The following is a 14,281-nucleotide window of genomic DNA, read 5'->3' as shown; positions in this document are numbered from 1 at the left end:
AGTCGACGCCGGGCGTCAGCGCAGGGCTGCTGCGAGCGCGTCCACGACCCGCTGCTGTTGGGCGGCGGTGATCTGCGGGAAGAGCGGGAGGGAAAGCATCCGGTCGGCGGCCAGTTCGGCGTGCGGGAAGGCCCCGCGGCGGTGGCCGAGGTGGGCGAAGGCCGGGGTGAGGTGTACGGGGGCCGGATAGTGCACGCCGGCGCCGATGCCCTCCGCGTTGAGCTTGCCGACGACCGCGTCGCGGTCCGCGCCGCTGACGCGGACGACGTACAGGTGCCATACGTGGACGTTGCCCGGCTCGGTGACCGGCAGGGTGAGGCGTCCTGTGACCGCCAGGTCCGCCAGGAGCCCGTCGTAGCGGGCGGCGGCGGTCCGGCGCGCCTCGTTCCCCTCGGCGAGCCGGGCCAGTTTGGCCCGCAGCACCACGGCCTGCAGACCGTCGAGCCGGCTGTTGAAACCGGCCACGTCGTGCCGGTACTTGGCGACGCCGCCGTGGTTGGCCAGCGCCCGGACCAGGTCGGCGGCCTCCTCGTCGTCGGTCACCACCGCGCCCGCGTCCCCGTACGCGCCGAGGTTCTTGCCGGGGTAGAAGCTGGTCGCGGCGATCCCGCCGCTGCCGGGGGTGCGGCCCTCGCGGGCGGCGCCCTGGCTCTGCGCGGCGTCCTCGACGACCTTGGCGTAGGAGGGCAGGCTCGCGGCCAGTGCGGCGGCGTCGGCACACTGTCCGTACAGGTGGACCGGGACCACTGCCCGGGTGGCCCTGGTGACCGCGTCGAGCGCGGCCTGCGGATCCAGCAGCAGGGTGTCGGGGAGGCAGTCGGCGAGGACCGGGCGGGCGCCGATCCTGGCGACGGCGCCGGCGGTGGCGATGAACGTGTTCGCGGGCAGGACGACCTCGTCGCCGACACCCACCCCGCTGGCCCTCAGGGCAAGTTCCAGCGCGTCGGTGCCGTTGGCCACGCCGACGCAGTGCCCGACTCCGGCGAAGGCCGCGTACTCGCGCTCGAAGGCCCGGACCTCCTCGCCGCCGATGAAGGCGGTGTCGGCCAGCACCCGGTCGAATCCCGCGCGTAATTCCTCCGCGACCTCGGCGTGCGCCGCTTTCAGGTCGACGAGCGGTATCTGGTTCATCCGGTTGTGCTCCCCATCCGTGTCTCCGGCCTCCGGCCGGTCTCCAACGCGTCGGCCCGCAACTCGTCGAGCGCCGGGCCCCCCGCCTCGCGCAGTCGGCGGGCGGGGCTTCCGGCCCACACCTCGCCGGCCGGCACGTCGGCCAGGACCGTGCTTCCCATCCCGGTCAGCGACCAGGCGCCGACCGTCGTGTACTCCCGGACCATCGCGCCGGCGCCCACGTAGGCTCCGCGTCCGACCCGCACCCCGCCGCCGAGGCGGACCCCGGAGGCCAGGGTCGCGAAGTCGCCGACCGTGTCGTCGTGGGTGAGGACCACGTGCGGCATGACCGCCACGTGGGACCCCACCCGGACCGCCGCCGTCAGCACGCTGTGCGCGAGCAGCACCGTGCCGGGGCCGAGGACGCTGGTCCCGGAGAGGGCCGCCGTGGGGTGGACCACGGTGGCGTACCGGCTCTCGGGCAGCGCCAGGCGCCGTACCAGGCGGGCCCGTACCGCGTAGTCGCGGGGGCTGCCCACGCAGACCACCACGCGGGCGGCCGGGCATTCGTGCACCAGCGCGCCGGGGCCCAGCACGGGTACGCCGTCGATGTCCAGGCCGTGCAGAGCCGGATCGTCGTCGAGGTGCCCGGCGAGCCGCCAGCGCGGGGGCCGGCCCGCCGCCAGGGCGGCGGCGGCCGCGTCCCGTACGGCCTGGGCGGTCTCCCGGGCGAAACCGCCTGCCCCGACGATCAGCAGTTCCTCGCCGGCGGCCCCGGCCGGCCCGGCCGCGCCGGTCATCCGCCGGCCTGTCTGTGCAGCACCGCCACCACCCGGTCCTGCTGCTCCTCGGTCATGGTGTGGAACAGCGGCAGGATCAGCGAGTCCCGGCTGAGCCGCTCGGTCACGGGCAGCGCCGCCGCGCCGTGCCCGGCGTACGCCGGCTCCAGGTGGGAGGCCATGATCCCGCGCCGGGCCGAGACCCCGGCTTCGGCCAGTACCGCGAGCAGCTCGTCCCGGCCCACGGGGAAGTCCTCGGCCAGGAGAACCCAGTACGACTGGAAGTTGCCCTCGCCGTGACCGGGGTCGCGGACCGGGGTCAGGCCCGTGATCCCGGCGAGGAGCCGTGCGTACCGGTCGGCGAGGAAGCGTCTGCGGGCCACGATCTCGTCGAGTTTGCCCAGTTGCACCAGGCCGACCGCGGCCTGGATGTCGGTCATCCGGTAGTTGTAGCCGACCTCCAGGTAGCTTTCGGCGATCGGCTTGCTGCTCGCGTGCCGCTGCGCCGCGGACACGTTCATGCCGTGCTCGCGGAGCCTGCGCAGCCGCTCGGCCCACTCGGCGTCGTCCGTGGTCACCATGCCGCCCTCGCCGGTGGTGATCACCTTGCGGGGGTGGAAGGACCAGGCCGCCAGCAGCGCCCCCTGGCCGACGGACTTGCCGCCGACGGTGGCGCCGATGCCGCAGGCGGCGTCCTCCACCAGCGCGATGCCCCGGTCGGCGCAGAGGGCGCGCAGGGCGTGCACGTCGGCGGGTACCCCGCCCTGGTGGACGGCGATGACCGCCTTGGTGCGCGGGGTCCGGACGGCGTCCACGGTGGCCGGGGTCAGGTTCCCGGTGGCCTCCTCGACGTCCGCGAACACCGGGTGCGCACCCACGTAGCGCACCGCGTTGGCCGTGGCGATGAACGACAGCGAGGGGACGACGACCTCGTCGCCCGGGCCGAGGTCCAGGGCGATCAGCGCGAGGTGCAGGGCGGTGGTGCACGAGCTCACCGCGATGCCGTGTTCCGCACCCACCCGCTCGGCGAAGGCCCGCTCGAACTCGGCGACCCTGGGTCCCTGGGCCACCCAGCCGGAGAGGACCGCGTCCGCGGCTGCCCGTGCCTCGTCCTCTCCGAGCCACGGGATCATGACGGGGATGCGGGCGGGGGCGTCCTGGGCGCTCATCGGCCGGCCTCCGCGTCCGCGGCGCGCTCGGCCCGCCACCAGTCCACCAGGTCCCGGAGCCCGCTGCGCAGGTCGATCTCGGCCGTGAAGCCGAGGCGCCCGGCGGCCCCCGAGGTGTCCGCGAGCCGGCGGGTCACGCCGTTCACGGCGCGGGCCGGTCCGTGCTCGGGCACCAGGCCCTCGGCGCCCATCGCCTCCAGCAGGCCGAGCGCCAGGTCGAGCAGACTGGTCTCGGAGCCGCTCGCGACGTTGAACACCTCGTCGGTCAGGTCCGATTCGGCGGCCAGCAGGTTGGCCCTGGCGATGTCCCTGACGTGGACGAAGTCCATGGTCTGCGTGCCGTCGCCGAGGATCAGCGGCGGTTCGCCCGCGGCGATCCGCTCCATCCACCGGATCAGGACTTCGGTGTAGAGCCCGTGGATGTCCATCCGGGGGCCGTACACGTTGAAGTAGCGCAGTGCGACGTAGTCCAGTCCGTACATGGCGTGGAAACTGCGCAGCACGCCCTCGTTGAAGGCCTTCGCGGCCCCGTAGAAGGTGTCGTTGTTGTAGGCGTGGTGGCGCTCGGTGGTCGGAAAGGACTCCGCCATCCCGTAGACCGAGGCCGAGGAGGAGGCGATGACCTTGCCCACGCCGGCGGCTGCCGCGGCCTCCAGGACGTTGAACGTGCCGTCGACCATCACCTCGTTGGCCAGCCGCGGCTCTTCGGCGCACTGGGTGATCCGGATGGCCGCCAGGTGGAAGACCAGGTCGGCTCCCTCGGTCGCCTTGCGCACGGCGGATATGTCCCGGATATCGCCCTCGACGAGATTGACCAGGCCGCTGGGCAGGGCGCGGGCGAGGTTCGCGGCGCGCCCCCGTACGAAGTTGTCGAGCACGGTGATCTCCCGTGCCCCGTTGTCCACCAGCAGGTCCACCAGGTGCGAGCCGATGGTGCCCGCTCCGCCGGTGACCAGAATCCTCTTGCCTCGTACGCTGCTCAACGCCCTGCCCCTACTGAGTCGGTCATGGTGTTCCCTGCTGTGGCCTGCGCGCCGTACGCGGCCGCCGGCCGGGTGGAATGCCGGGCGGTCAACGGCCGGTGCGCAGTCCGACGACGGCTCCGCGGAACTCCAGGCTGCGGGAGGCCGCTTCGAGGATGTCGAGCACCTGGAGTCCGGCGCGTCCGTCGGTGAGTGCCGGCCGCCGGTTCCTGATCGCCGCGGCGAACTCCTCGACCATGCTGCGCAGGGCCTCCTTCTCGCCGAGCGCGGGGGCCACCATGTCGCCGGTCCGGTAGGAGACGAGCATGTCGCGGCGTTCGTCGGCGCCGATCTCCTGCGGGGCCGTGAGGTCGACTCCCCGGTCGAACACCGCGACCCGCTGGGTCGGGTTGAGGTCGTCCCACACCAGGGTGCGCTTGGAGCCGCCGACCATCGTGGTGCGGACCTTCACCGGGGACAGCCAGTTGACGTGCACGTGCGCGATGGCGCCGGTGTTGAGCTGGAGCGTCAGGTAGGCCACGCAGGACTGGCCGGCCCCGATCGGGTCGGCGCCGTGCGCGGCGACGGCGACCGGGTGGACGTTGTCCGGGAGGATGAAGTCGAGGACCGAGAGGTCGTGGGGGGCCAGGTCCCACAGGACGTCGATGTCCTTCTGGACCAGCCCGAGGTTGATCCTGACGGAGTCGACGAACTGGATATCGCCGAGTTCACCGGAGCGGACCATGTCCCGGATGCGGGCCACCGCCGGGGTGTAGCAGTAGGTGTGGTCGCACATCAGGGTGAGGCCGCGTTCCTCGGCCTCGTGGACCAGCCGCAGTCCGTCCTCGTAGGTGGCGGCGAGCGGCTTCTCCACGAGGACGTGCTTCCCGGCGCGCAGGGCGGCCAGGGCGACGTCGAGGTGGGTGCCGGCCGGGGTGGCCACGGCGACGGCGTCGACGGCCGGGTCCGCGAGGACCGCCGCGTAGTCCGAGGTCGCCTGGACCGTCGAGTAGCCACCGAGCACCTGCCGGGCCCGGTCGACGTTCAGATCACAGAGCCAGCGGAGCCGGAACTCCGGACTGGACTGGAAGTTGCGGACCAGGTTGGGGCCCCAGTAGCCCGCTCCGACGACGGCGACGCCTAACGGCCCGGTCCCTGCCGCACCCGCACTCGCGGTGTCCCGCCCGACGTCCTTCGCGGTGTCCTTCACAGCGTTCCCCTTCCTTGCGCGCACGCCCGCGGGCGTGTCACGACCCATGGCCGGGACGCGTGCGAAGGAAGAGGGTGCCGTCGAGGGCACGCCGGGCGCTTGTGCGACCCGTGCGCGACCCGCCCGATGGTGATGGCCCCCACGACCGATGCCGTACGTCTTCTACGTACTTCCGCCCCCCGGCCGCCCGGCACCCCTCGCGCCGGCCTGGCCACGGACGGGCAGCCTGTTCCCCCAAGCCGCCCAGCCCGAACCCGCCCCAACTACCCTGCGCCGACTGGACTGCAGCATGGATCGCAGCATTGCCGAAGCACGCCGAATCCGGTCGGCTGCGCTCAATCTAGACCACGGGGCGTACCCCCGGGGAGAGTTGGAGGAATCGGTCGGTACGGGCGTTCGGGCATGCATACTTCCGGGGTGACCAGCATCGTGATCCCGGCCCACAACGAGGGCCGGGTCATCGGCCGGCTCCTCGACGCGCTCCTGACCGAGGCCCCGGGACCCGACATCGTCGTGGTGTGCAACGGCTGTACGGACGACACCGCCGCGGTGGCGGGCGCCCGCGGCCCCGGGGTACGGGTCGTGGAGATCCCGACCCCCTCCAAACACACGGCACTTCGGGTCGGCGACGAGCACGCCCGGGGCTTCCCCCGGCTGTACGTGGACGCCGACGTCGTGGTCGGCGCGGCCGATGTACGGGCCCTGGCCGAAGCCCTCGCCACCAGCCCGGACCTGCTCGCCGCGGCCCCGGGCCGGGACATTCCGCTGGCCGGCTGCGCCTGGCCGGTCCGGGCGTACTACCGGGTCTGGCAGCTGCTGCCGGCCGTCCGCGAGGGGCTGTTCGGGCGCGGGGTCATCGCAGTGTCCGAACCGGGACACGCCCGGCTCGCCGCCCTGCCGCCGCTGATGGCGGACGACCTGGCCGCGTCCCTGGCCTTCGCGCCGGGAGAGCGCCGGGTGGTGGAGTCGGCCAGGGTGGTGGTCCTTCCGCCGCGCACCTGGGGCGATCTGATCAAACGGCGCGTGCGGGCGGCGACTTCCTCGGCCGAGCTGGAGCGGTTCCAGGCCGGGCGGGCTTCAGGGCCCGGGGCCTCCGTACCGTCCGCGCGCACCGGTACGGGAGACCTGCGCGCGCTGCTCCGGGCCCAGCCGCGGCTGCTTCCCGGGGTCGCGGTGTTCGTCGTGGCGGCCCTCGCGGCACGCCGGGGAGCCCGCAGGGCCATCCGGACCGGGGACTTCTCCACCTGGCTGCGCGACGAGAGCAGCCGGCAGGGCTGAGGGCGGACAGCCTGCCGGGCAGCGGGGCGAGGGGCCGAATCGGGTCGTATGCCGCCCAGTTGGCCCGTACAACCATTAGGGTGCCATTCGCACGTACGCCATTCGCACGTACGGCTGGCTCAGACGTCGGACCGGGAGTTCGAAAGCATGTACCTCGCGGACCGCTCCGCTCCCGCGGACGCGAAGACCACCACCGACGGGTCCCCCGTCCGGGGGCCAGCCGTCGCCTCGGCCGTCCTCGCCCTGGGCTCGGTCAGCCTGATCACCGACATCTCCTCCGAGATGGTCACCGCCGTGCTGCCGCTCTACCTGGTGGCCGGACTGGGCCTGAGCCCGCTCGGCTTCGGTGCGCTCGACGGCCTGTACAACGGAGTCAGCGCCCTGGTGCAGCTGACCGGCGGCCACCTCGCCGACCGGATCCGCAACCACAAGCTGATCGCCGGCATCGGCTACGGGCTGTCCGCGGCGTGCAAACCACTGCTGCTGCTCGCCCACGGCCTCGGCCCGGTGGGGGTCGTCCTGGCCCTGGAGCGCACCGGCAAGGGCCTGCGCACCGCCCCGCGCGATGCGCTCATCTCCCTCTCCACACCTCCCGAGTTGCAGGGCAGGGCCTTCGGCGTGCACCGCGCCATGGACACCACCGGGGCCCTGCTCGGTCCCCTGGCCGCCTTCTTCATCCTGAGCATGACGGTCGACGGGTACGACGCCGTCTTCGGAGTCAGCGCCTGCGTCGCCGTACTGGGCGTCGTGGTGCTCCTGCTGTTCGTCCCGTCCGGCACGGAGCCGGGCCCCGCCCGCCCGAAGCCCACCGCTCCCCCGGGCCCGGTACCCGAGGCCGGCTCCCCGAAGCCGGACGCGGTGAACCTGCGCGACGCGCTGGGCCTGCTGCGGCTGCCCCGGCTGCGCGCCCTGGCGGGCTGCGCCGCCCTCCTCGGGCTCACCACCGTCAGCGACGCCTTCCTCTACCTGCTGCTCCAGGACCGCACCGGCGTCGGCGAGCGGTGGTTCCCGCTGCTCCCCCTGGGTACCGCGGCCGTGTTCCTGCTGCTGGCCGTGCCGGCCGGCGCCCTCGCGGACCGCATCGGACGCCGCACCGTGTTCCTCATCGGGCACGCCCTCCTGCTGGCCGGATACGGGCTGCTCCTGTGGGCCCCCGCCCTGCCCGCGCTCCCCTTCCTGGTGCTCGCACTGCACGGCATGTTCTACGCGGCCACGGACGGGGTGCTGCCGGCCGCCGTCGCCGCGATCGTCCCCGCGAAGCTGCGGGCCACCGGCATCGCGCTCGTGGGCACCGGCCAGGCCCTGTCCCGCTTCGGCTGCTCGCTCGCCTTCGGCGCCGCGTGGACGCTGCTGGGCTCGGGCCCGGCGCTGGCCGCCGCGGCGGCCGGCCTGTGCTGCTGCGCGGCCGTCGCCGGTTTCGTACTCCGCCCCACGGCCCCGGACGGCGCCACCGGCCGGGCCCCGCGCCCCCGACGCCCCCGAGGAACCCGATGACACGCTCACGCCGGCTGCTCGTACTCGCCCTGGCCGTGCTGGTCCTCGGCGGCCTGGCCGGGGTGATGGTGGTACGCGCCGCCGCACGCTCCGAGCAGACCCGCGCGGGCGATCCGACGGCCGCCCCGGGCAAGGTCACGCTCGGCCGCCGCGGCGCTCTCGCCTTCGTCAACGGCGCGCAGGGCCCGCACCGCGGAGCACTCGTCTCCGTTCCGGACCGCTCACCCGGGGACGAGCGGACCGCCTCGGGCCTCACCTGCCTGCGCTTCCACGCCTCGGCGGGTACCGGCGTATGCCTGAGTTCCTCCCCCGGAGCCCTCGCCCAGGACAACCGGGCGCTGATCGTCGACTCCGAACTGCGGACGCTGCGCGGCTTCCCCCTCGCGGGCACCCCGTCCCGGGCGCGGGTCTCCCCGAGCGGCCACTTCGTCGCCTGGACCGTCTTCGTCGCCGGGGAGTCCTACGGCGCGGCGTTCTTCTCCACCCGGACCTCGATCGTGGACACCCGCACCGGGGCACTCGAACCGGACCTGGAGAAGTTCGCCATCGTGCTGGAGGGCCGCCCCTACAGTGCGAGCGACACCAACTTCTGGGGTGTCACCTTCTCCAAGGACGACGACACCTTCTACGCCACCCTGGGTACCGGCAACCAGACCTATCTGGTGAAGGGGTCGATCTCGCGGCGCAGCGTCACCAGCCTCGCCGCGAACGTCGAGTGTCCGTCGCTGTCCCCCGACGAGACGCGGGTCGCGTACAAGAAGCGCGTACAGCGCGGCGCGGCTCTGTGGCGCGAACACGTGCTGGACCTACGGACGTTGCGGGAGCAGCCGCTGACGGAGAAGCGCAGCGTGGACGATCAGGCGCTCTGGCTCGATGACCGCACCCTCGCCTACGCACTGCCCGCCGACGGCTCCGTGGACACCACCGACCTCTGGACGGTCCCGGCGGACGGCACCGGAACCCCGCGCGCCCTGGCGGCGGCGGCCTCCTCGCCCAGCCGTCTGGACTGACGGCTCCCGGATCGGACCCGCACTCCATCCCGCCGGCCCGCGGGCGTACCCGGGGGCCCGCAGAATCGTTGGGGCGGGCATGGGCACTCCACACGCCGTCTCCCCGTCCCCAGCCCGGCACCGGGCACCCGAGCGCGCCCCGGCCGCGATGCCGGGGGGCATCCCCCGGCAGCAGTCGGGCAGCGCCGCCCCCGCGGGCGGGCCGGCCGTCTTCGAGCAGCTCGCCCGCGAGTGGGAAGCGCGCGGCGCCACCGTTCCCGGCCGTCCCGACCCGCTGTGGGAACGGTTGATCACCTACGCGCACTTCCAGCGCGAGACGGACGCCACGCTACGCAGCCTGCGCCTGGACGGAGCCGAACCCACCCCGGATCCCCTGCCGGCCCCCCAGCCGGCCCGCCCGCGCTGGACGAGGGCCTAGGCCGCCGACGGGGCCGGCGACCTGCGCTGGGTCCCGGAGACCCTGCTGCGCCGGTCCTGTGCGGGCCGGCTGCGCCGGCCACGGGAGGCGCCGCCGGTACCGCGCCGCTCGCTGACGGGCGCGGTGATGGTGACCGGGACGCCGGACGGCGCCTGAGCACCGGTGATCCGGCTCAGTTCGGCCTCACCGGAGCGGACCTGGGCGGTCTGCGGGGTGATGCCCGCGGCGGCCATGAGACGGACCATGTCGCGGCGCTGGTTGGGCAGGACCAGGGTGACCACGCTGCCGGACTCGCCCGCGCGGGCCGTACGGCCGCCACGGTGCAGGTAGTCCTTGGGGTCGGTCGGCGGGTCGACGTTGACGACGAGGTCGAGGTTGTCGACGTGGATGCCGCGAGCCGCCACGTTCGTGGCCACGAGCACGCTGACGTGCCCCGTCTTGAACTGCGTGAGGGTGCGGGTTCGCTGGGGCTGCGACTTGCCGCCGTGCAGTGCCGCGGCGCGCACGCCGCTGCTCAGCAGGTGCTCGGTCAGCCTGTCCACGCCGTGCTTGGTGTCCAGGAACATGATCACGCGCCCCTCGCGGGCTGCGATCTCGGTCGTGGCGGCCTGCTTGTCGAAGTTCTGCACGTGCAGCACGTGGTGTTCCATCGTGGTGACGGCGCCAGCCGAGGGGTCCACCGAGTGGACGACCGGGTCGGTCAGGTAGCGGCGCACCAGCAGGTCGACGTTGCGGTCGAGGGTGGCGGAGAACAGCATCCGCTGGCCCTCGGGGCGCACCTGGTCGAGGAGCTCGGTGACCTGGGGCATGAAGCCCATGTCGGCCATCTGGTCGGCCTCGTCCAGGACGGTGACCGCGACCTGGTTCAGCCGGCAGTCGCCTCGCTGGATGAGGTCCTTCAGCCGGCCGGGGGTGGCGACGACCACTTCGGCTCCGGCGCGCAGCGCGCCGGCCTGCCGGTGGATCGGCATGCCGCCGACGACGGTGGCGATCCTCAGCTTCACCGCACGGGCGTAGGGCGTGAGGGCGGCCGTGACCTGCTGGGCGAGCTCGCGGGTGGGTACGAGGACCATCGCGAGCGGGCGGCCGGGCTCGGCACTCTGGCCGGCGGTGCGGGCCAGCAGCGCGAGGCCGAACGCCAGGGTCTTGCCGGAGCCGGTACGACCGCGGCCCAGCACGTCCCGGCCCGCGAGGCCGTTGGGCAGCGTGGCTGCCTGGATCGGGAAGGGGGTGGTCATGCCCTCACGGGTGAGCGTGGCGAGCAGCTGGGCCGGCATGTCCAGGTCGGCGAAGGCCTCGACGGCGGGCAGCGCGGGGACCACGGTGACCGGCAGGGCGAACTCGCCCTGCGGTGCGGCGGGGCGGCGCCCGTAGCCGCCGCCACTCGAGCGCTTGGGGCCGCCGGAGCGGCTGGGGGCCGACGAGGAGCCGAAGCGGCTGCCACGGCTGGAGCCGGAGCCGGAGCCGGCGTAGGAGCCGTTGGATCCACCCGTACGGGCAGACGAAGAGCGGTCATTCATGCGGGTCGTGCGGTTCATGCAGAACCTTCCTCGATACGGCACACATCGAGGAATTCTCGGCAGCGGAAATCTGGCCGCACGATGATTCACAAGAATGAGCCGGAGCATAAGCAGATATGACGGAGTCGAATCGAATTTCGACCGCGATCACTAAAGGATTATCACCCTACGCGTCGGCGAAAAGAGCGCCGCATTCGGGTGGCGAGCCGAGGAGCGTATCCATCGGCCGAACAGTGGGGCGCTCGTACGGGTTTCCCCGCCGCGCCGCTCACGGGGCCGAGGCGGCCCACGGATCCAAAAACGCAACGAGCTGGGGCCCGCACCCAAGGTGCGGGCCCCAGCTACGCGGTTACGCGTGAACGTCAGGCGGTGACGATGTTCTCGGCGGTCGGGCCCTTCTGGCCCTGCGCGATGTCAAAGCTGACCTTCTGGCCTTCCTGAAGCTCACGGAAGCCCTGGGCTGCAATGTTCGAGTAGTGGGCGAACACGTCAGGACCGCCACCCTCCTGCTCGATGAAGCCGAAGCCCTTTTCCGCGTTGAACCACTTCACGGTGCCATTAGCCATGTTAAATCTCCTTCGGGGCACAGCCCAGAGGTCCGCACTGTGCGAACCTCAAGTCGCCGAATGATTGCCCAGCCCGGATAAAACCGGAAAAACAAGAACACTCGCCCAGCTCTCGAAAGAGCGGGCAGAGGTGCTCGAAATTTTGGGAACCACAACTGCAACTAAAACAACAGTAGCACGCCGGGGGCGCATCGACTGGAAAGTGAAATCCGCTCCTTACGCATCCAAGAATTCTCGCCCGGCCGATGTTCAAATCCGTCCTTCGCGAACATAGATTTCAGCGGCGGTCCGGGGCGGTCCCGGGATCCCGTACAGTGGTGTCCACAACGACGCGGGGTGGAGCAGCTCGGTAGCTCGCTGGGCTCATAACCCAGAGGTCGCAGGTTCAAATCCTGTCCCCGCTACGAAAGTTCGGCCCCCTGGTGCCTTGGCATCAGGGGGCCGAACCCATTTCCGGGGCCACCCGGGCAGGGGCCGGCCCTCGCGGTCGTCAGGCGGAGGTGCCGCCGTCGATCACCAGGTCCGTGCCGACCGCGGAGGCGGCGTCCGGTGAGGCCAGGTAGAGCACGGCCGCCGCGATCTCGGCGGTGGAGGACACCCGGCCCAGCGGCGATTCGCTCTTCATCCGGACGGCGCGGTCGGCGTCGTCCTCTCCCCGTCGCAGCGACATCGTGGTGGCGGCCGGGCCGGGGCTGACGGCGTTGATGCGGACCCCGTCGGCGATGTGGTCCAGGGCGGCGGCCCGGGTCAGGGCGGAGACGGCCGCCTTGGTGGTGAGGTAGCCGGCCGCTCCCGGGATGCGGGCGTGCGCGCCCAGGTTCGAGGAGATGTTGACGATCGCCCCGCCGCCCGGCTGGTCGCGCATGGCGGCGATCTCGGCCTGGAGGCTGAGCAGTACACCGGTGACGTTGGTGTCCAGCAGGCTGCGCCAGTCCTCCTCCGCCAGGTCCGCGACGGGACCGCCGCCCCGGAAGACGCCCGCGTTGTTCACGGCGACGTCGAGGCCGCCGAAGTGTTCGACGGTTCGGCGCACCATGGCCCGTACGTCCTCGGAGCGGGTCACGTCCGCGGTCACCGCGACGGCCCTGCCGCCCTCCTTCTCGATCAGCTCGACCGTTTCGTCGAGCGGCGCCGCCGTGCGGCCGGCCACGGCCACCGCGGCCCCTTCGGCGGCGAAGGCGAGGGCGACGGCCCGGCCGATGCCGGACCCGGCACCGGTGACGAGGACGCTCTTGCCGGTGAAACGTGCGGACATGATGGTGATCCCCTTGTCGGTTGCCGGCTGGCCGGCTGATGTCGGTCGTGTGTTGTCGGTCGCGCGGTTCAGCTGGTGGTCGGTTGCGCGGCTACTTGATGCGGGCGCCCAGGAAGGCGATTGCGGCGAAGGCGCCCGCCGCGGCCGCGAGGGAGACCGTGTCGGAGCCCAGGGAGAGGACGGCGGCGAAGACGACCGTGGGTCCGAGTTCCATCGCGGTGTTCATGACCCCGCCGGCCAGTCCCGCCTGGTGCGGCTCCACCCCGTCCGTGGCGAGGACGGCGGCCCCCGCGAAGGCGGCCGCCGCGCCGGCCGGCAGCAGGAGCAGTCCGGGGAGGAGGCCGTATGCGTACGGGATCTCCGCGGTCAGGCCGGTGAGCGCGAGGAGTGCGAGTCCGGCCGCGGCTGCCACGAGGCCGGTGGTGGTGACGCGGGCCGCCCCGTACCGGGCCACGAGGGGACCCGCCACCCGGCCGGCCGCGAGCAGTGCCACCGCGAAGGGAAGGAAGGCGGCCGAGGTCCGCAGCGGCGACCAGCCGAGTTCCTGCTGCAGGTGGAGCGACAGGAGGACGAAGGTCACGGCCGTGCCGGCGGCGGTGAGGCCGATGGCCGCGAGGGCGAGGACCCGGCGCCGGTCGCGGAGGAACCCGAGCGGGAGCAGGGGGTCGCGGACCCGGCGTTCGACGAGCGGGAAGGCCAGCAGGAGCGCGGCCGCGGCGAACAGGGTGACCAGGACGCCCGTCGACCCCCAGGGCTGGACGTCGGTGAGGACGAACCCGTAGCTGGCCAGGCTGATCCCGGCGGTGGCCAGCAGGGCTCCCGGCAGGTCCAGGGAGCGGCCCTGGCCCTCCGGGGTGGCGGGCAGCAGCCGGGGAGCGAGGGCGAGTGCGGCGACGGCCACCGCGACCGGGACGGCGAAGGACAGCCGCCAGGAGGTCAGGGCCGAGATGACTCCGGAGAGCAGGTTCCCGGCGGTCGCGCCGAGCACCGACAGCCCGCCCCAGGTGGCCATCGCCCGTCCGAACGCGGCGGGTTCGGGGAAGACCGCCCGGAGTACGGCCATGGCGGCCGGCGCGGTGAGCGCGGCGCCCACCCCTTGGGCGAAGCGGGCGGTGAGCAGGATTCCGGGGCCCTGGGCGAAGGGTGCGGCGAGGGAGGCCACGGCGAAGAGGAGGAGTCCGGCGGTGAGGACTCGGCGCCCGCCGAACCGGTCGGTGAGGCGGCCTCCGAAGAGCAGCAGGCCGGCGAAGCTCAGCCCGTAGGCGGCGCTGAGGAGCATCAAGTCATCGCGGGCCAGGGAGAATTCGCGGCCGATCGTGGGCAGCGGCACGATGAGCGAGGTGAGCGCGAAGATCAGCGTCATCTGTACGGTGCCGAGCAGCGCGAAGGCCGGGCCGGGCGCCGGACGGGCCGCCCTGGTTCCGGACGCGGTGGGCTTCGTCGTGGTGTCTGCGGTCTGCGTGACGGTCATTACTCCCCCTTGAACTGGATCGTACATTCCAGACTGAAG

At 72.8% G+C, this 14,281-nt stretch carries 13 protein-coding genes and 1 tRNA gene; 5 read left to right on the top strand and 9 right to left on the bottom strand.

From position 1 onward, the window contains the following. Positions 1-15 precede the first annotated feature (15 nt). From OTB20_RS11090 to OTB20_RS11070, 5 genes are all read right to left on the bottom strand, one after another. On the bottom strand, positions 16-1,131 hold the full coding sequence (locus tag OTB20_RS11090) for a DegT/DnrJ/EryC1/StrS family aminotransferase (RefSeq protein WP_267816851.1): 1,116 nt from the start codon (positions 1,129-1,131) through the stop codon (positions 16-18). Further along, entirely contained in the window at positions 1,128-1,910 is a 783-nt protein-coding gene (locus tag OTB20_RS11085) for a NeuD/PglB/VioB family sugar acetyltransferase (protein WP_267816849.1), read from the bottom strand. The genes OTB20_RS11090 and OTB20_RS11085 overlap by 4 nt, the downstream gene beginning before the upstream one ends. Next, positions 1,907-3,058: a DegT/DnrJ/EryC1/StrS family aminotransferase gene (locus OTB20_RS11080; protein ID WP_267816847.1), complete on the bottom strand. Its 1,152-nt coding sequence runs from the start codon at positions 3,056-3,058 to the stop codon at positions 1,907-1,909. Before OTB20_RS11080 ends, OTB20_RS11085 begins: the two co-directional genes overlap by 4 nt. Further along, positions 3,055-4,041, bottom strand: a complete 987-nt coding sequence (locus OTB20_RS11075; RefSeq protein ID WP_267816845.1) for an NAD-dependent epimerase/dehydratase family protein — start codon at positions 4,039-4,041, stop codon at positions 3,055-3,057. Before OTB20_RS11075 ends, OTB20_RS11080 begins: the two co-directional genes overlap by 4 nt. A gap of 88 nt (positions 4,042-4,129) precedes the next feature. After that, on the bottom strand, positions 4,130-5,230 hold the full coding sequence (locus OTB20_RS11070) for a Gfo/Idh/MocA family protein (protein WP_267816842.1): 1,101 nt from the start codon (positions 5,228-5,230) through the stop codon (positions 4,130-4,132). 417 nt (positions 5,231-5,647) lie between these two features. Between OTB20_RS11070 and OTB20_RS11065 the strand changes: the two genes are divergently transcribed. The 4 genes from OTB20_RS11065 (at position 5,648) to OTB20_RS11050 (ending at position 9,430) form a co-directional block, all read left to right on the top strand. Continuing rightward, positions 5,648-6,508 (top strand): glycosyltransferase, encoded by an 861-nt coding sequence (locus OTB20_RS11065; protein WP_267816840.1) that lies wholly within the window; start codon positions 5,648-5,650, stop codon positions 6,506-6,508. Positions 6,509-6,655: 147 nt separating this feature from the next. Beyond that, complete coding sequence (locus OTB20_RS11060; protein ID WP_267816838.1) at positions 6,656-8,002, top strand: MFS transporter; 1,347 nt, start codon at positions 6,656-6,658, stop codon at positions 8,000-8,002. After that, the gene (locus tag OTB20_RS11055; RefSeq protein WP_267816836.1) at positions 7,999-9,012 is read left to right on the top strand and encodes a TolB-like translocation protein; all 1,014 of its coding nucleotides are present in this window, start codon (positions 7,999-8,001) and stop codon (positions 9,010-9,012) included. The genes OTB20_RS11060 and OTB20_RS11055 overlap by 4 nt, the downstream gene beginning before the upstream one ends. Before the next feature lie 79 nt (positions 9,013-9,091). Further along, a complete protein-coding gene (locus OTB20_RS11050) occupies positions 9,092-9,430 on the top strand; it encodes a hypothetical protein (protein ID WP_267816834.1) in 339 nt (112 codons plus the stop codon). Here the strand turns inward: OTB20_RS11050 and OTB20_RS11045 are convergent. Both OTB20_RS11045 and OTB20_RS11040 read right to left on the bottom strand, forming a co-directional pair. After that, complete coding sequence (locus OTB20_RS11045) at positions 9,427-10,968, bottom strand: DEAD/DEAH box helicase (protein WP_267816832.1); 1,542 nt, start codon at positions 10,966-10,968, stop codon at positions 9,427-9,429. The genes OTB20_RS11050 and OTB20_RS11045 overlap by 4 nt on opposite strands. A gap of 344 nt (positions 10,969-11,312) precedes the next feature. Then, a complete protein-coding gene (locus tag OTB20_RS11040) occupies positions 11,313-11,516 on the bottom strand; it encodes a cold-shock protein (RefSeq protein WP_267757528.1) in 204 nt (67 codons plus the stop codon). Positions 11,517-11,846: 330 nt separating this feature from the next. Between OTB20_RS11040 and OTB20_RS11035 the strand changes: the two genes are divergently transcribed. Continuing rightward, positions 11,847-11,920: transfer RNA gene (locus OTB20_RS11035), tRNA-Met, on the top strand. Between the two features lie 86 nt (positions 11,921-12,006). On the opposite strand, the gene OTB20_RS11030 is transcribed toward OTB20_RS11035, so the two are convergent. Both OTB20_RS11030 and OTB20_RS11025 read right to left on the bottom strand, forming a co-directional pair. After that, entirely contained in the window at positions 12,007-12,771 is a 765-nt protein-coding gene (locus OTB20_RS11030) for an SDR family NAD(P)-dependent oxidoreductase (protein ID WP_267816831.1), read from the bottom strand. 91 nt (positions 12,772-12,862) lie between these two features. Next, positions 12,863-14,242, bottom strand: coding sequence for an MFS transporter (locus OTB20_RS11025; protein WP_267816829.1), 1,380 nt, complete (start codon positions 14,240-14,242; stop codon positions 12,863-12,865). Positions 14,243-14,281: the final 39 nt, after the last annotated feature.

It is taken from the genome of Streptomyces sp. H27-H1, assembly GCF_026627445.1.
Lineage (GTDB): Bacteria > Actinomycetota > Actinomycetes > Streptomycetales > Streptomycetaceae > Streptomyces.
The sequence above is the reverse complement of the archived record's forward strand: the minus strand, read 5'-3'. Positions and strand labels throughout refer to the sequence as shown.